The sequence below is a fragment of the Neisseria sp. N95_16 genome (assembly GCF_002551535.2).
GTDB classification, from domain to species: domain Bacteria; phylum Pseudomonadota; class Gammaproteobacteria; order Burkholderiales; family Neisseriaceae; genus Neisseria; species Neisseria brasiliensis.
In genome coordinates this window covers 1-15,276 of record NZ_PDBT02000060.1, presented here as the reverse complement: position 1 = coordinate 15,276, position 15,276 = coordinate 1, and the positions used below count along the sequence as shown (strand labels likewise).

The following is a 15,276-nucleotide window of genomic DNA, read 5'->3' as shown; positions in this document are numbered from 1 at the left end:
CTGTTGTGCTTTTCGGTAACAGTAGGTTCCGTTGACGGAATGCCGTCTGATTTCCCGACTGACGGTGGCGGGATGACAACCGATGTTCTGTGCGATTTGGTTTAGGGGTAGGTTGCGGTAATGTCTGGAAATGTAGTATCTTTGGTGTGAGGTCAGTTGTGTGTAGGCCATATTGCAATCTTTCTTGTCAGGAAAGGCAGTATACTACCGCATACTGGCCTTTTCTGTTATTGGAAATTGCACTTGTTAGGCGAATGTAAGGGCGTGGTATGTTATCCCGACTGCACGCAAAAAACCATTTGCACGCATTGGAACCTGCCCAAGCAAACCGTTTTTTCCGCCTGCCGCCAATTGGCCGAACAAGGCTGGTTAAGTTTTTCGCCTGATCCCAACGACAAACGCGGCAAAACGCTGCACCTAACCGAACTAGGCCAAACCGCCGCCCTGCCCGTTATTGAAAAATTGCAGCATATCGAGCAAGGCATCATCCAAGACTTCGGCGCAACACAAGCCGAACACTTTATTCAAGAACTGCAACGCTTTACCCAAATCGTTGCCCGACACACACAGGAACAATAAACATGGCATGGATTTATTTGATTAGCGCAGGTTTGATGGAAATCGGCTGGCCGCTGGGTTTGAAACTCGCCCAACACCCCGGCTGGCGTTGGCAAGGTCTTGCCTTGGCGGTCATTTTCATGGGCGTGAGCGGCTTTTTACTCTTTCTCGCGCAAAAAACCATTCCGATGGGCACCGCCTATGCGGTGTGGACCGGCATCGGTGCGGTCGGTGCATTTGCCGTCGGCGTAGTCTTTTTCGGCGACCCCGCTTCGTTCGGCCGCTGGCTGGGCGCGGCGCTGATTATCTCGGGGGTGATTGTGATGAAACTCACGTCTTGAGACCAGAAAACGGATTAAAGTAAAAATGCCGTCTGAAAAACGGTTTTCAAACAACTACAACCGCTTGATGTTAAACATAATTTTTTATTACAAATTGAAATTAAAGGGAAAACGCTCTGGTTGCCCCAAACACACAACCGTCAACCTGCGGCTCGGTGCCAATACTCGATTCGTGCGACGATTACAGCGATCGTCTCCCGCTTACCGGCCACGTCGCCGGCGCACTGTGTCCACTGGTGCACGGCGCAGGCCGCAAATGGCAGTGCGGTAAATGCAAAGAACGGCTATCGGACTAAATATTCCGCCGACAGTCTGCGCCTCATCTCATTCGGCAGCGTGGTCGTATGATGACACCAAATCCTGATTTACAAAGAAGTCCCGCAAGCCTACAAAGGCCTAAACAGCATCATCGTCTCCATGTCCGACTTCGGGCTGATTGAGCCCGTGGCGCGGATGAAGCCCGTTTTGACCTACAAAACCGCCGGCGGCTGCGCGGATTGATTGCAACGCTTTCAGACGGCCTGAAGTCAAAACCGAAGGCCGTCTGAAAACAAACTCAGGCATTAAAACAGCTTTATCCAATCATTCCGCCGCAACCCGACCGCAACCGCCGTTTCAGACGGCCTATTGGAAAACAGTATGAAAATTATCAGCAAATTCAAAGATTTCTACGACCATAAAATCGCCAAATACGGCGAAGATCCGCTGCTCGTATTCGACCGCCGCAAACAGGCGGACGAGCCGCTGCTCCACAGCCTGCCCGCACCGCTGCCCGAATGGCAGCAGCGATACGGCGCGTGCGTGTCCGTTTCGGTGCTGTTTGTCGGCGACTTGCATGTGTTTCTGTTCAACACGGGCAACAAGGTTTACACGTCTTACGATGTGTCCGAAGTTACCGACAAGTTTGACGAAGTGCGCGACAGCCGGACAGGATACCGCTGCGCGGAATACCGCGTAAAAATACGTTTCCACGACGGCAGCGTCTGCACCGTTCCCCAATTAAGCCGCTATCGGTACGACCCTTTGCCTGATTTTCAGGCGTCCGCAAACGGGGCAGCGAATACGACGGCCGCGACATCAGCGCATACCGCCGCGCCCCGCTGCTGCTGTTGACTGAGGAACCGTCAGACCTGCGCACACGGACGATATACGCCTACGCCAACCCCCAACTGTCGGCTCTCGGCATTTATCTGGACGCGGATTTGGTGTGGCAGAAAATTACCGAATACCTGTCGCAACTGAAAACCGAAGCCGAAACCAGCCCGCCCATGACCAACGGCGACAAAATCGCCAGCAAAGGTTTCGACGGCAAACGCTCGTTCCGCCCGAAAATGAAAAAATAGTTTTCAGACGGCCTGCAACAAAAAACAAGGAACCCTATGATTTACCTGCAACTTTCCACCGCACAAGGCCCTGCCGAGTGCCAAATCTTCGCCCGTTGCGCCTTGCAGAAAATCCTGCGCGAAGCCCACGCCGCAGGCGTGCAGGCGGAAATATTGGATGAAACCGAAAGCCGCCACGGGCTGCTGTCCGCCACGTTTACCCTGAGCGGCGCGAACGCCGACGCACTCGCGCAACGCTGGCTCGGCACGCTGCAATGGACGTGCGCCAGCCCCGTGCGCCCGAAACATCCGCGCAAAAACTGGTATATCGGCCTGTTCAGACTGCCCGAATTGCCCGACGTGCCGTCTGAAAGCGAAATCGAATACCAAACCTGCCGCGCAGGCGGCAAAGGCGGCCAGCACGTCAACAAAACCGACAGCGCGGTGCGCGCCAAGCACATGGCCACCGGCATTTCCGTGCGCGTGGAAAGCGAACGCAGCCAGCACGACAACAAAAAACGCGCCCGCGAACTGCTCGCCCTAAAACTGGCCGAACGGCATTCCGCCGCCTTGGGACAACACGCCGCCGATGCGCATTCGCAGCGCTACCAAGTGGAACGCGGCAACCCGGTTCGGGTGTTTTGCGGTACGGATTTTAGAGAGAAATAAAGAATGAGGCCGTCTGAAAATTTTCAGACGGCCTCTGTGATTGCCAAACCGAAACCTACGAACGGTAATCCGCATTAATTGTCACATAATCATGCGAGAAGTCGCAGGTGTACACGGTGGTTTTGGCTTGGCCGCGGTTGAGGCTCACGCGCACGGTGATTTCGTCTTGGTTCATCACGGCTTGACCTTGCTCTTCGGTATAACTTTCGGCGCGACCACCTTGTTCGGCCACCAAAACATCGCCGAGCCACATTTTGATTTTATCGGTATCCAAATCTTCGATACCGGCATAGCCGATGGCGGCAAGCAGGCGGCCAAGGTTGGGGTCGCTGGCAAAGAAGGCGGTTTTCACCAATGGCGAATGGGCGATGGCATAGGCAACTTTGCGCGCTTCGTCGCGGTCGGCGGCGTTGTCCACTTCGATGGTGATGAATTTGGTTGCGCCTTCGCCATCGCGCACGATGGCTTGTGCCAGTTGCAAAGCCAAGCCGCTGAGCAGATCTTTGAGCTGGTCGTAACGCGGATCAGCGATATTGTCGATTTGGCTTTGGCCGTTTTTGGCGGTGGCGATGATGACGAAGCTGTCGTTGGTGCTGGTGTCGCCGTCAACGGTGATGGCGTTGAACGACATATCGGCGATTTCTTTGGTCATCAGTTGCAAAATCGGTTGCGACACGTTGGCATCGCAGACGATAAAGCCAAGCATGGTGGCCATATTAGGATGAATCATGCCGCTGCCTTTGGCGATGCCGGTGGCGCGCACAGTGTGGTTTTCACCGACTTTGCCTTCGCGGCTGGCGGCTTTGGGGATGGTGTCGGTGGTCATGATGGCACGGGCGGCTTCGCTCCAATGCACGGGTTTGACGCGCGGCAAGGCTTCGATGATTTTATCGGCAGGCAACGGCTCTAAAATCACGCCGGTGGAAAACGGCAGCACTTGGGTGGTTTTGCAGCCGATTTGGCGGGCAACGGCGGCGCAAACTTCCACCGCATCGGCGCGGCCTTGTGCACCGGTGCCGGCATTGGCGTTGCCGGTGTTGATGACCAGCGCACGCACGCCGTCGTCGTCAAATAAATGCGATTTGGCGATGTACACCGGCGCAGCGCAGAAGCGGTTTTGCGTGAACACGGCACCGACGGAATTTTTGCCGGTCAATACCATCAATGTTAAATCATCATGATTCGGCTTTTTGACACCAGCCTGACCGACAAATACCTGCACGCCGTCGATGTGCAACAATTCGTCTTCGTGTCGTTCGGAAAGATTCACTGCCATTTTCTTGCTCCTTGTAGGAAATATTTTAAAATCGTTCATCAATGGCGCGATATGTCCATCTGCGCCTATTATTTTTTCAGACGGCCTGTTTCAAAGGCCGTCTGAACCATCATTTTTGCATTCAAATGCCCAAAAACGGCATCAACACCGGCACAATCAGCGCGGTCAACACCCCGTTGAGCGTCAAGCCCAAGCCGGCATAGGCGGCCATGCGGCGGCTGTGTTCCATCGAAACGGCAATGCCCATCGCGTGCGAAGCCGTACCCAGCGACATCCCCACTGAAGAAGGCTTGTGCACCGTGCCGACGTGCAGCATTTTGTAACCAACCATCTGCCCGAACAAACCGGCAATAATCACAGTAGCTGCGGTAATCGCCGGAATGCCGCCGATAGACTTGGTAATTTCAATCGCAATCGGGTTGGTCACCGATTTGGCCGCCAGTGACAAAGCCACTTCCCTACCCGCACCAAACCATTTGGCCAAATACACGCCGGTCACAATGCCGGTAACGCTGCCGGCCAGTTGCGACAACAAAATCGGCAGCCATTGGTTGCGGATTTTTTCCCAGTTCAAAAACAGCGGCACCGCCAACACCACCACCGCGGGCTTGAGCCAAAAATCGATATACTGCGCGGCATCGTGGTAGGTATCGTAATCGATGCGGAACAGTTTCAAATACGCAATCATTACTATCGTGCTGATCAGCACCGGATTACACAACACATTGCCGGTGCGGACACGAATGATATTAGCCAAGCCGAACACCGCCAGCGTTAAAAACAGCAATAAGCTCGGCGTATGGAAGATTTCCATTACATCCACCTCCGCGCCCATTCGTGCACTTTACCCGTCACCAGCAGCACACACAGCGTGCTCAATACCGTGGCGGTTAAAATCGGGAACCAGTCGTCGGCAATCAAATCCAAATAGCTGATAATCGCCACGCAGGGCGGCACAAGAAACAGGGTCAGGTTCGCCATCAGGGTATCCGAAAGCTGCTTCAACCACGACACCTTAACCCAGCCCAGCTTCAGCAGGCCAAACAAAACGCCCATGCCGACAATACTGCCCGGCAGCTTGATGCCGAAAAACAATACCACGCCCTCACCCACGGCCAAACAGCCTAAAATGATGAGCAACGCGCCGATGAAGTTCATGATGATCCTTTATCCGCCCCAATGTTTCAGACGGCCTGTGTGGGAAGTTGGGAAAACGTATGCTGCTTGAAATCAGAAGGCAGCCTGTTGATTTGATTTTATTAAGGCATTAATCATAACGCGAGCGCGGCCGTCTGAAAAGGGAATCACGGCGTTTCACGGTATTTTTTACGGCTTTTGTTTTAAATAGGCTTTTTAGGCTGAATTAAAGAGTGATGCCGTCTGAAAAGCAATGGCAATGGCTTTAATTTATGTTTCAGACGGCCTGAGACCTTTGCAAAACCCCAGATTTGAGTACAGTTCAAAGTTGTAGCAGCACAGAAAGCGCAGACATATCATCAAGATAGGCAAGCTTTCGAGCAGCGCACAACGAAGAAATGTGCCAAAGATGGGGATTTTGCAAAGGTCTCGGCCTATTTTCATATTGAGGCCGTCTGAAACGCAAAACGGCACTCTTCACGAATGCCGTTTTTAACTGCCATGATATAAATTAGCGGTATGGGTTTTCCAAACCTTCCATCAAGGTTTTCAGATACTCACGCAACTGCGCTTCGCCGCACCCCATCAACAGCGCATCTTCAAACGCATCTTGCGCCATTTGATACAGCTCGCTCATGTTTTCATTCATCACCTTCACTTTTTCGGTGCATGACACGATTTGACCGTCGTCGCCGTACCATTTCGGCATTTCAGGCATACTCATACTGCGGTGTTTCCTTCGTTTAATTTAAAAAGCGTGATGGATCGTTTTTCTTCACACGGCGGCCGAAAGCGTATTTTGAATTCCAATATTTATTGCTTAGGCTGGTGATTTCAATATTTTTACCCGTTCGCGGCGCGTGGATAAAGCGGTTGTTGCCGATATATAGGCCGACGTGGGAAATACGCCCGCGCCCCATGGTGCGGAAAAACACCATATCACCCGGCTGCAACTCGCTGCGGTTGACGTGCGTACCCATCTTGGCTTGCTCGGCAGAAGTGCGGGGCAGGTTCAGACCCAGGGTGCGGCGGAAAATATGCTGCATAAAGCCGCTGCAGTCAAAGCCGGTACGCGCCGAAGTGCCGCCGTAGCGGTAAGCCACCCCAAGCAAACCCATAGCACTTTTAATTAATTCGTCGGCGCTGCCTGATGATTGTTCGGCTATCGGCGGATTCGCCCGTGCAGGCATAAACGGGGTAGCCGTATTACTGCCGGCATCCTGATTAAACAGATTAATAACCTGCTGCCGGCTGTTCAGCATATTTTCCAAATCATCGGCATGCGCTATGCTCATAGCGGAAAACAGCATACAGGCCGAAGCCAATAGCGCCGTCAGTTTTGCGAAACGGTTCATTCCTTACTTCCAAGTGTTTCAGACGGCCTTTTTAAAGTGTCGTTGCCCTGCTCGCTTGCAAAATGCGCGACATGCAGCAAAAAATAACAGCAAGCTAAAAAGCTTGCAGTCATGTGCAGCAGAAAGTCGGTATTCTTCAGATGAAGCGTGCAGCGTCAACAAGCCCTATATGCTGTCTGTTTGATTATGTTATGCTGTATCTTAAATGTTATCTGTTTGATTGTATTAAAAAATCGCCCGCTTGGCAAAAGAGTAACGGTTATATTGCGTTAATATCTTGTTTATAAACAAATTTTACAAATCCCAAAAATGATGATGATTCCCACCCTGCTGGCGATGCGCGACCTTTCGCGTATGCGCGAGATTATTACCATCCTGACCAAACACGGTTTGGGCGGCTTTGTACAGCGCATTAAGCTCGGCCATCAGAGCGACCGCAAAAAAGCCGATCCCGACAGCCATTACTTGAGCACACCGCGCCGATTCCGCATGGCATTTGAAGAACTCGGCCCGACATTTATCAAGCTCGGCCAAGTGTTGTCCACACGCGTGGATATTTTCAGCGTGGAATGGATTGAAGAATTTGAGCGACTGCAAAGCAATGTAGCGCCGATTCCGGTCACCAACATTCAGAAACTCATTGAAGCGCAGCTGGGACGGCCTGCCAAAGAAATTTTCAAATCCATCCAGCCCCATCCCATCGGCAGCGCGTCGATTGCACAAGTGCATCAGGCGGTGTTGCTCAACGGCGAAACCGTAGCAGTGAAAATCAAGCGCCCCGACATCGACCCCGTGATTCAGGCCGATTTGCGCATTCTCAACCACATCGCCAGCCTGATTGAATCGGAGATTCCCGAAATGCGCCGCTACCAACCGGTGCAGATGGTGCAGTATTTCGCCCGCAGCTTGGCCAAAGAAACAGATTTATCGGTCGAACTGCGCTATATGCAGCGTTTCGGTAAAACCTTCGAGCAACATGAATCGGTGCATGTGCCGAAAGTTTACCCCGAATTATCCAATCGCCTGATTTTAGTGCAGGAACACATCAGCGATACTTTGCTGAAAAACATCGACATCGACACCCTCGAACCGGAAGTGCGCAGCCGCTTGGCCACGCAAATCACCGATACCTTGTTTACCATGATACTACAGCAAGGTTTCTTCCATGCCGACCCGCATCCGGGCAATATCTTCATCAATTCAGACGGCCGCATCACCTTTATCGATTTCGGCTTGGTCGGCCACTTAAGCAGCACACGCCGCCGTGAAATCATCGATTTGATTAACGCACTCGCCCACAAAGACCAATTCACCATGCAATATGTATTGAGCAACTGGGCGGAAGGAGAGTTGCCTGATGAAAACCTGCTCGGCGCCGATGTGCTGGAAATGCTGCTCAACTACGAACACACGCCGGTGCGCGATTTGCGCATCAGCCAAGTCATCAACGACATCACTCAAATCATGCGCCGCCACGCTCTGACGCTGCCGGGCGATTTGGTGATGCTGTTTAAAACGCTGATTACGCTCGAAGGCGTAGTCAAACGGCTCGACGGCCAAATCGAGCTACTCGAGCGTGCCAAACCCATCGTCACCGACGCTTTTAAAGAACGCGCCTCACCCGAGCACATCCTGCGTAAAAGCAAAATCCATATGCAGACCCTGTTGCAAGCTGCTGACGACTTGCCGCAAAACCTGTTCCGTCTCAGCCGCCGCCTGCAAAAAGGCCAAATGGGCGTGACGCTCGATTTCAAACGCTTCGATCAGCTCAGCCAACAAATTGATCGTGCCACCAACCGCCTGACCATGGGCATCGTCACCGCCGCACTGATTATCGGTTCGTCTATCGTTATGAGCATAGACACCGGCCCCAAATTTATCGGCTTCTTCGGCTACCTGCTGGCCTTCGCCAACAGCTTGTGGATTATGTGGTCGATTTGGCGCTCGGGAAAGCATTAACGCGGTTATGATGAAAGGCCGTCTGAACCTATTTTGCGTTCAGACGGCCTTGATTTATCCACAAGCGCAACCATATAGCGGGTAATTGCTTATCCAAACAGAGAAATATTATGACCACACAAAATCTTGCTGCTACTTACCCTGCCGACACCCGCACACGCTTTATCTTCGACGATATGCCCGTACGCGGTTTGCATGTCCGCTTGGAAAATGTTTGGCAGCACATCGTCAAACAAAAACACTACCCTGCCGCCATCCGCCGTGCATTGGGTGAATTGCTGGCTGCCGGTGCATTGCTGTCGAGCAATTTGAAAATCGACGGCACGCTGATTGTGCAGGTGCAAGGTCAAGGCCGTCTGAAAATGTTGGTGGTGGAAGCAACTTCCGAGCAAACCGTGCGCGCCACCGCCCGTTGGGACGAACACGCCGACATCACCGATGATGAAAGCCTGACCGATTTATTGGGCGACAGCAGCGTATTTGTGCTGACCCTGCAACCCAAAGATGCCGAGCCGTGGCAAGGCGTGGTGCCGCTGGAAGGCGACAGCATTGCGCAAATGTTGATGAACTATATGAAACGCTCCGAGCAGCTCGATACGCATATCGTGCTGGCCGCTTCAGACACCAGCGTCGGTGGTTTACTGGTGCAACGCCTCCCAGAAGAAGAAATCGATGACGAAGCATGGAACCACGTCAGCACCTTGGCGCAAACCGTGACCACCGACGAATTGACTGACTTAGACGCACAACATGTGTTGTACCGCCTGTTCCACGAAACCCCGCCACGTGTATTTGAACCGGAAAACATCGAATTTGCCTGCACCTGCTCACGCGGTAAAGTCAGCGATATGTTGTTGATGCTGGGTGGCGAAGAAGTCGGCGGCGTAGTCGCCGAACAAGGCAGCATTGCGGTGGATTGTGACTTCTGCCATGAAAAATATGTGTTTGACGAAACCGATGTCAACGCTTTATTCGGTGCCAATGTGGCATCGGCCGTGCGTGAAGAAGCGCAACGGATTCAGTAATCTTGATCCAATAAAAATGCCGTCTGAAAACGATTTCAGACGGCATTTTTCATCACTTTAAACCGATGATTATTTGTTGTTCAAAGAATCACGGATTTCGCGCAACAACAATACTTCTTCAGATGGCTCGGCCGGTGCTTCTTCAACAGGGGCTTCTTCGGCACGTTTCATAGAATTTAATACTTTTACCACACAGAAAATCGCAGCCGCGATAATCAGGAAGCTGATGATGGTATTGATAAACAGGCCGATGTTTAAAGTGACTGCACCGGCCGCTTTTGCTGCTTCCAGTGTGGCATAACCGGCTTCACCTGCAGGCGGTATACCTTCCTTCAAAGTGATGAACAGGTTGGAAAAATCCACGCCACCAATCAAAATACCAATAGGCGGCATAATCACGTCGTCAACCAATGACTTTACCATACCGCTGAACGCTGTGCCGACAACCATACCGACTGCCAAGTCGATCACGTTGCCGCGCATAATAAACTCTTTAAACTCTGATGCAATAGACATTACTTAAACTCCTGAAAACTGTGTGAATCAATCTCTGATTTAAAATCGAAGGCAGGCATGATAACGCTTTATTTGTTAATATTTATTTATTAAGATTAAATTTTGTATATACCCTATAAACAGCACAAATAATATATCATTTTTATCAAACAAAGGCCGTCTGAAACCAAGATGTGACTTTTTCACACCACTTTTCAGACGGCCTATTTTGGCTCCTATTCTTCTACGCTCAAAGCATTGATGCTGTAGCCACCGTCAACATAGGTGATTTCGCCGGTGATGCCTGAAGCCAAGTCGGACAGCAAGAATGCGGCGGCATTGCCCACTTCTTCAATGGTCACGTTGCGACCCAACGGATTTTGTGAAGCCACATGGCTCAACAATTTGCTGAAATCGGCAATGCCGGAAGCAGCCAAGGTTTTGATTGGACCGGCAGAAATACCGTTACAACGGATGCCTTCACGGCCAACAGCAGAAGCGGTAAAGCGGATGGCGGCTTCCAAGCTGGCTTTGGCCAAACCCATCACGTTGTAGTTCGGAATCGCACGCACGGCACCCAAGTAGCTCAGCGCTACGATGGCAGAATTGCGGCCTTTCATCATTGGACGGGCAGCTTTAGCCAAGGCCGGCAGGCTGTAGGCAGAAGTTTCATGCGCGGTATTGAAGGCTTCGCGGCTGATGCTGTCGAGGAAATCACCGTTCAAGGCTTCTTTTGGTGCAAAAGCAATCGCGTGTACCAAGCCGTCTAAGCCGTTCCAGCTTTTGCCCAAATCGGCGAACACTTGCTCTACTTCGGCATCGTTGTTGACATCGCAACGGAACACCAAATCAGAGCCCAATTCGGCGGCCATTTTGCGCACGCGCTCTTCTAATTTATCCACAACATAAGTAAACGCCAATTCTGCGCCTTGGTCGTGACATGCTTTGGCGATGCCGTAAGCAATCGAACGCTCGGAAATCATACCGGTAATCAGAATTTTTTTACCTTGCAAAAAACCCATTTTTTATCCTTTAAAGTGTGGTGTTGCACTGTGAATCACTTTCACCCAATGGAAAAGCGAAGATGTTAAACGAAGCATTATAGCAAAAAGCCGTTGTTTTGGAATAAAAACAATACACTGCCGTTCAGACGGCCTAAGTATGCCGCTGCATTTGCGCCAGTGTTTTAGGATTAGCGGCAAACCAAGCCAGCAGGCATTCAATTGCCATCAAGCCGGTCAGCACGCCCATCGATGCCGACCACGAGCCGAACACGTCATACAACACGCCCATACCCAAAGGCCCAGCCACCGCAATCAAATAGCCCACCGCCTGCGCCATGCCCGACAAAGAAGCGGCTTGCTGCGGCGAATCCGTGCGCATGGCAAACAGCATCAACGCGGCGGAAAACACGGCTGAAGCACCAAATCCGGTGCACACCACCCACAGCCACATACTCGCTTGATTGCCCAACCAAATGCCGGCAATACCGACGGTTAAAATCAACGCCGCGGCCAAAATGACTTGCTGCGTTTTATATGTTTTGCCCAACAAGGCAGTAATCGACAAAGCTCCGACCAACGAAGCCACTTGCAACAGCGAACTATGTCCGCCCGCCGCCAAAGCAGTCATGCCCTTCTCGACCAACACCGACGGCAGAAAGCTCACCACCGAATAAAACATCAGCGACTGAATACCCATAAACGCGCTGATGCACCATGCCGTTGGCGAGCGCCACACATTCAGGCCGTCTGAACGCTGCGGCGGTGTCTCGACTGCATTGGTGCGCAGGTTTTTGCGTGCCAAACACCAAATCACCAAAGCAAAAGCAGCAAACGGCCACCACACGCCCAGCGACCAGCGCCAATTCTGCCATTGCGCCAACGGAACCGCCCATGCGGCCGCCAAAGTGGCCGATACCGACATCGCCGCAGATAGCGTCCCCACCACCAAACCTACCCGCGTCGGCAGATTGCGTTTGGCCAAAGCCGGCAGCAGCACATTGCCCATTGCAATCGCCGCAGACAAAATAATCGTGCCCCACATCAGCAGCGTAGCGGAAGGATATGCTGAGCGCAGCGCAATGCCTGCTATCATCAGCACGATAGAGCCGATTAACACGTTTTCCATGCCGAAACGCTTGGCCAACTGTGCCGCCAAAGGTGAGAACAGGGCAAATGCCAGCAAGGGCAAGGCGGCGACCATGCCCATAAATGAACCGGATACGCCAAGTTCATCACGGATAAAACCGACCACCGGCCCCAAGGCCACTAAAGGCGCGCGCAAATTGACGGCCAAAACGACCACGGCAAACAATAAAAAGCCGAGTGATAAAGCGGCAGATCGGCGCGTTTGGTTTTTATTCATCGGGTTACTCTTATTGCGTTCAGACGGCCTATTATCACTATCAGGCCGTCTGAAAAAATTGCAAAACATTGGCAATAGAAATCTTTTCAAGCATTGTAAAGGAATTTACCGGCCGACACGAACCGCCGTTTTACCTACCTATTTAGGCCGTCTGAACGCGTCAAATTCAGACGGCCTGTCATCAAACATTCACACAGCTTGAGTATGCTTGCCCGTTGCCGTTTAGCGCCCATTCAAACTCAACCGGCCACGGTTACACCGCCCTAAAAACGCGCTATACTGATATTCGATAAATGACTTTATTTTAACAAGATACCTATGCCCAAATAGGGGAAAAATTATGCCTGATCAAAACCGAATTCTCTGCCGCGAGCTAAGCCTGCTCGAATTCAACCGCCGTGTGTTGGCACAAGCGCAAGACCCAAGCGTGCCGCTGTTGGAACGTTTGCGTTTTCTGTGTATCGTGTCGTCTAACTTAGATGAGTTTTTTGAAGTGCGCGTCGCTTCGTTGAAACGCGACCAAAAGCTCCGTCCGCATGTTGTGCTCGACAACGGCAAAACGCCGTCTGAAACGCTTGAAGATGTTTCCGTGCAAGCACACGCCTTGATTGAAGAACAATACGCGCTGTTTAATGAAGTGTTGCAACCGGAACTGGCCAAACAAGGCATTCATTTCTACCGCCGCCACACGTGGACGCCCGAGCAGCAAAAATGGATTAACGAATATTTCGACAACGAATTGATGCCGATTTTGACCCCCATCGGCCTTGATCCGTCGCATCCCTTCCCGCGCGTGTTGAACAAATCCCTTAACTTTGCCGTAGAATTGGAAGGCACCGATGCCTTCGGCCGCCCGTCCAGCATGGCGATTGTGCAAGCGCCGCGCATTTTGCCGCGCGTGGTGAAAATGCCGTCTGAAATTTGCGATGGCAATGAAGGTTTCGTGTTCCTGTCGTCTATTTTGCACGCGCATGTGCATAAGCTGTTTTTGGGCATGGAAGTCAAAGGCTGTCATCAATTCCGTTTGACGCGCGACAGTGATTTGACCGTTGACGATGATGATTTGGAAAACCTACGCACCGCCATTCAGAGCGAATTGCGCGACCGCGAGTACGGCGACGGCGTGCGCTTGGAAGTGGCCGATACCTGTCCGCAACATATCTGCCAGTTCCTGCTCAACCAATTCAAATTGAAACCATCCGAAGTGTATCAGGTAAAGGGACCGGTCAATCTGGTGCGTTTGAATGCCGTGCCTGATTTAGTTGACCGCCCCGATTTGAAATTTGCGCCACCGGCAACGGTAGGCCGTCTGAAAAAATTGGGCAAAAACGGCTCTGTTTTGGACTTAGCCAGGCAAGGTCCGATATTACTGCACCATCCTTACCAGTCGTTTGACCCGGTGGTTCAAATGATTCGCGAGGCAGCCAGCGATCCGGATGTATTGGCCGTCAAGATGACCATTTACCGCACCGGCAGCAATTCCGAATTGGTTAAAGCGCTGATGCGTGCCGCATTGGCAGGCAAACAAGTCACCGTGGTGGTCGAATTGATGGCACGTTTCGACGAAGCCAACAACGTCAGCTGGGCGCAGCAACTGGAAAATGTCGGTGCGCATGTAGTGTACGGCGTATTTGGTTACAAAGTGCACGCCAAAATGGCCTTGGTGATCCGCCGTGAAGAAGGCCTTCTGAAAAGCTATGCGCACTTGGGCACGGGCAACTATCACCAAGGCACATCGCGCATTTACACCGACTTTGGTTTGATTATCGATGATGCCGCCATTACCGCCGATGTGAACACCTTATTTATGGAAATCACCGGCTTAGGCAAGCCAGGCCGTCTGAACAAATTGTATCAAAGCCCGTTTACGCTGCATCCGATGATCATCAGCCGCATTCAGCAGGAAACGGAAAATGCTCGCGCCGGTAAACCGGCCAAAATCATTGCCAAGATGAATTCTTTGATTGAGCCAAGCGTGATTGAAGCCTTGTATGCAGCCAGCGCCGCCGGTGTGCAAATTGACCTGATTGTACGCGGCATGTGCACCCTGCGCCCCGGCGTGAAAGGCTTGTCGGACAACATCCGTGTGCGTTCCATCATCGGCCGCCAACTCGAACACTCGCGCATTTTCTACTTCTACAACAGCGGCAAAGAAGACACCTATATTTCCAGCGCCGACTGGATGGGGCGCAACTTCTTCCGCCGTATCGAAGTGGCCACGCCGATTCTTGACCCCACGCTGAAAGCGCGTGTGATTCGCGAAGGTTTAACCATGGCATTGGAAGACAATACCAAAGCATGGGAAATGCAACCTAACGGCTCGTATATCCGTGTTCAAGCTGCAGAAGGCGACGCATTGGTGAATCTGCAAGAAGATTTGTGGGCGATGTACAGTAAATAATCTTTCTTAGTTTAATAAGAAAGGCCGTCTGAAAACAAGTGAACTGCACCCCAAAAGTTGGACACTTTCCCCCCAACTTAAAAAGGTGCAGTTTTCTTATGTCCAAATATACACTAGACTTCAAATACCGAGCCGTACTCCATTACCATCAAGTGCACAGCCAACAGCGCACCGCAGACCATTTCAACGTCTCACGCACACATCTGCGCCGTTGGATTGCCGCCTACTGCCAAGGCGGTATAACCGCACTTCAACACCCACAGGCTACGCTTATGAAGACTATGCAGACCAAACGCAAGAATCCCTTTATCGTCGACAAACCCGACCATGAAAAAACTCAGGCAGAGCTGATTGAAGAGTTACGCTACATG

General features: G+C 51.8%; 19 protein-coding genes and 1 pseudogene. 9 read left to right on the top strand and 11 right to left on the bottom strand.

The window, feature by feature from the left end:
• Positions 1-171, bottom strand: a 171-nt coding sequence (locus CRG49_RS13930; protein WP_157807888.1) for a helix-turn-helix domain-containing protein, incomplete at its 3' end; no start/stop codon positions are given.
• 72 nt (positions 172-243) lie between these two features.
• Here CRG49_RS13930 and CRG49_RS09640 point away from each other — a divergent pair.
• On the top strand, positions 244-579 hold the full coding sequence (locus CRG49_RS09640; RefSeq protein ID WP_198515155.1) for a MarR family winged helix-turn-helix transcriptional regulator: 336 nt from the start codon (positions 244-246) through the stop codon (positions 577-579).
• Between the two features lie 2 nt (positions 580-581).
• Positions 582-899 carry a multidrug efflux SMR transporter gene (locus tag CRG49_RS09635; RefSeq protein ID WP_095503025.1) on the top strand — a complete coding sequence of 106 codons (318 nt, stop codon included), beginning with the start codon at positions 582-584 and terminating at the stop codon, positions 897-899.
• A gap of 396 nt (positions 900-1,295) precedes the next feature.
• On the opposite strand, the gene CRG49_RS13575 is transcribed toward CRG49_RS09635, so the two are convergent.
• Positions 1,296-1,463 carry a hypothetical protein gene (locus CRG49_RS13575; RefSeq protein ID WP_229436911.1) on the bottom strand — a complete coding sequence of 56 codons (168 nt, stop codon included), beginning with the start codon at positions 1,461-1,463 and terminating at the stop codon, positions 1,296-1,298.
• Positions 1,464-1,538: 75 nt separating this feature from the next.
• On the opposite strand from CRG49_RS13575, the gene CRG49_RS09630 reads away from it, so the two are divergent.
• The 3 genes from CRG49_RS09630 to prfH are packed head-to-tail and all read left to right on the top strand — an operon-like array spanning position 1,539 to position 2,890.
• The gene (locus CRG49_RS09630; protein WP_097784589.1) at positions 1,539-2,012 is read left to right on the top strand and encodes a hypothetical protein; all 474 of its coding nucleotides are present in this window, start codon (positions 1,539-1,541) and stop codon (positions 2,010-2,012) included.
• The gene (locus CRG49_RS09625) at positions 2,009-2,242 is read left to right on the top strand and encodes a hypothetical protein (RefSeq protein WP_097784588.1); all 234 of its coding nucleotides are present in this window, start codon (positions 2,009-2,011) and stop codon (positions 2,240-2,242) included. Before CRG49_RS09630 ends, CRG49_RS09625 begins: the two co-directional genes overlap by 4 nt.
• Positions 2,243-2,278: 36 nt before the next feature.
• Positions 2,279-2,890, top strand: a complete 612-nt coding sequence (prfH, locus tag CRG49_RS09620) for a peptide chain release factor H (protein WP_095503027.1) — start codon at positions 2,279-2,281, stop codon at positions 2,888-2,890.
• Positions 2,891-2,945: 55 nt separating this feature from the next.
• Here prfH and argJ read toward each other — a convergent pair whose 3' ends face one another.
• The 6 genes and pseudogenes from argJ to CRG49_RS09595 form a co-directional block, all read right to left on the bottom strand.
• On the bottom strand, positions 2,946-4,166 hold the full coding sequence (gene argJ, locus CRG49_RS09615) for a bifunctional glutamate N-acetyltransferase/amino-acid acetyltransferase ArgJ (protein WP_095503028.1): 1,221 nt from the start codon (positions 4,164-4,166) through the stop codon (positions 2,946-2,948).
• A gap of 121 nt (positions 4,167-4,287) precedes the next feature.
• Positions 4,288-4,980 carry an LrgB family protein gene (locus CRG49_RS09610; RefSeq protein ID WP_095503030.1) on the bottom strand — a complete coding sequence of 231 codons (693 nt, stop codon included), beginning with the start codon at positions 4,978-4,980 and terminating at the stop codon, positions 4,288-4,290.
• Positions 4,980-5,324 carry a CidA/LrgA family protein gene (locus CRG49_RS09605; RefSeq protein WP_095503029.1) on the bottom strand — a complete coding sequence of 115 codons (345 nt, stop codon included), beginning with the start codon at positions 5,322-5,324 and terminating at the stop codon, positions 4,980-4,982. Before CRG49_RS09605 ends, CRG49_RS09610 begins: the two co-directional genes overlap by 1 nt.
• A gap of 256 nt (positions 5,325-5,580) precedes the next feature.
• Positions 5,581-5,727 (bottom strand): annotated as a pseudogene (locus CRG49_RS13925) (lipoprotein signal peptidase).
• Between the two features lie 87 nt (positions 5,728-5,814).
• Positions 5,815-6,027 carry a hypothetical protein gene (locus CRG49_RS09600; protein ID WP_095501935.1) on the bottom strand — a complete coding sequence of 71 codons (213 nt, stop codon included), beginning with the start codon at positions 6,025-6,027 and terminating at the stop codon, positions 5,815-5,817.
• Positions 6,028-6,046: 19 nt separating this feature from the next.
• Positions 6,047-6,658 carry a C40 family peptidase gene (locus CRG49_RS09595; RefSeq protein WP_095501934.1) on the bottom strand — a complete coding sequence of 204 codons (612 nt, stop codon included), beginning with the start codon at positions 6,656-6,658 and terminating at the stop codon, positions 6,047-6,049.
• Positions 6,659-6,970: 312 nt separating this feature from the next.
• Here CRG49_RS09595 and CRG49_RS09590 point away from each other — a divergent pair, with 312 nt between their 5' ends.
• Both CRG49_RS09590 and hslO read left to right on the top strand, forming a co-directional pair.
• Positions 6,971-8,617: an AarF/ABC1/UbiB kinase family protein gene (locus CRG49_RS09590; protein WP_095501936.1), complete on the top strand. Its 1,647-nt coding sequence runs from the start codon at positions 6,971-6,973 to the stop codon at positions 8,615-8,617.
• A gap of 110 nt (positions 8,618-8,727) precedes the next feature.
• Positions 8,728-9,642: an Hsp33 family molecular chaperone HslO gene (gene hslO / locus CRG49_RS09585; protein ID WP_095501933.1), complete on the top strand. Its 915-nt coding sequence runs from the start codon at positions 8,728-8,730 to the stop codon at positions 9,640-9,642.
• Positions 9,643-9,711: 69 nt separating this feature from the next.
• On the opposite strand, the gene mscL is transcribed toward hslO, so the two are convergent.
• The 3 genes from mscL to CRG49_RS09570 form a co-directional block, all read right to left on the bottom strand.
• The gene (gene mscL, locus CRG49_RS09580) at positions 9,712-10,158 is read right to left on the bottom strand and encodes a large conductance mechanosensitive channel protein MscL (protein ID WP_095501932.1); all 447 of its coding nucleotides are present in this window, start codon (positions 10,156-10,158) and stop codon (positions 9,712-9,714) included.
• 215 nt (positions 10,159-10,373) lie between these two features.
• On the bottom strand, positions 10,374-11,159 hold the full coding sequence (gene fabI / locus CRG49_RS09575; protein ID WP_095501931.1) for an enoyl-ACP reductase FabI: 786 nt from the start codon (positions 11,157-11,159) through the stop codon (positions 10,374-10,376).
• A gap of 133 nt (positions 11,160-11,292) precedes the next feature.
• Complete coding sequence (locus CRG49_RS09570; protein WP_095501930.1) at positions 11,293-12,504, bottom strand: MFS transporter; 1,212 nt, start codon at positions 12,502-12,504, stop codon at positions 11,293-11,295.
• A 340-nt stretch (positions 12,505-12,844) separates the two neighbouring features.
• On the opposite strand from CRG49_RS09570, the gene ppk1 reads away from it, so the two are divergent.
• Complete coding sequence (gene ppk1, locus CRG49_RS09565; RefSeq protein ID WP_095501929.1) at positions 12,845-14,905, top strand: polyphosphate kinase 1; 2,061 nt, start codon at positions 12,845-12,847, stop codon at positions 14,903-14,905.
• A gap of 98 nt (positions 14,906-15,003) precedes the next feature.
• A partial coding sequence (locus tag CRG49_RS09560; protein ID WP_097784577.1) for a helix-turn-helix domain-containing protein occupies positions 15,004-15,276 on the top strand: 273 nt, incomplete at its 3' end.

Bases quoted from the DNA above. Each gene is read 5' to 3' on its own strand.
- CRG49_RS09635 (WP_095503025.1), top strand. From the start codon at position 582: ATGGCATGGATTTATTTGATTAGCGCAGGTTTGATGGAAATCGGCTGG.
- CRG49_RS13575 (WP_229436911.1), bottom strand. From the start codon at position 1,463: ATGCCTGAGTTTGTTTTCAGACGGCCTTCGGTTTTGACTTCAGGCCGT.
- CRG49_RS09630 (WP_097784589.1), top strand. From the start codon at position 1,539: ATGAAAATTATCAGCAAATTCAAAGATTTCTACGACCATAAAATCGCC.
- prfH (WP_095503027.1), top strand. From the start codon at position 2,279: ATGATTTACCTGCAACTTTCCACCGCACAAGGCCCTGCCGAGTGCCAA.
- argJ (WP_095503028.1), bottom strand. From the start codon at position 4,166: ATGGCAGTGAATCTTTCCGAACGACACGAAGACGAATTGTTGCACATC.
- CRG49_RS09610 (WP_095503030.1), bottom strand. From the start codon at position 4,980: ATGGAAATCTTCCATACGCCGAGCTTATTGCTGTTTTTAACGCTGGCG.
- CRG49_RS09605 (WP_095503029.1), bottom strand. From the start codon at position 5,324: ATGAACTTCATCGGCGCGTTGCTCATCATTTTAGGCTGTTTGGCCGTG.
- CRG49_RS09600 (WP_095501935.1), bottom strand. From the start codon at position 6,027: ATGAGTATGCCTGAAATGCCGAAATGGTACGGCGACGACGGTCAAATC.
- CRG49_RS09595 (WP_095501934.1), bottom strand. From the start codon at position 6,658: ATGAACCGTTTCGCAAAACTGACGGCGCTATTGGCTTCGGCCTGTATG.
- CRG49_RS09590 (WP_095501936.1), top strand. From the start codon at position 6,971: ATGATGATTCCCACCCTGCTGGCGATGCGCGACCTTTCGCGTATGCGC.
- hslO (WP_095501933.1), top strand. From the start codon at position 8,728: ATGACCACACAAAATCTTGCTGCTACTTACCCTGCCGACACCCGCACA.
- mscL (WP_095501932.1), bottom strand. From the start codon at position 10,158: ATGTCTATTGCATCAGAGTTTAAAGAGTTTATTATGCGCGGCAACGTG.
- fabI (WP_095501931.1), bottom strand. From the start codon at position 11,159: ATGGGTTTTTTGCAAGGTAAAAAAATTCTGATTACCGGTATGATTTCC.
- CRG49_RS09570 (WP_095501930.1), bottom strand. From the start codon at position 12,504: ATGAATAAAAACCAAACGCGCCGATCTGCCGCTTTATCACTCGGCTTT.
- ppk1 (WP_095501929.1), top strand. From the start codon at position 12,845: ATGCCTGATCAAAACCGAATTCTCTGCCGCGAGCTAAGCCTGCTCGAA.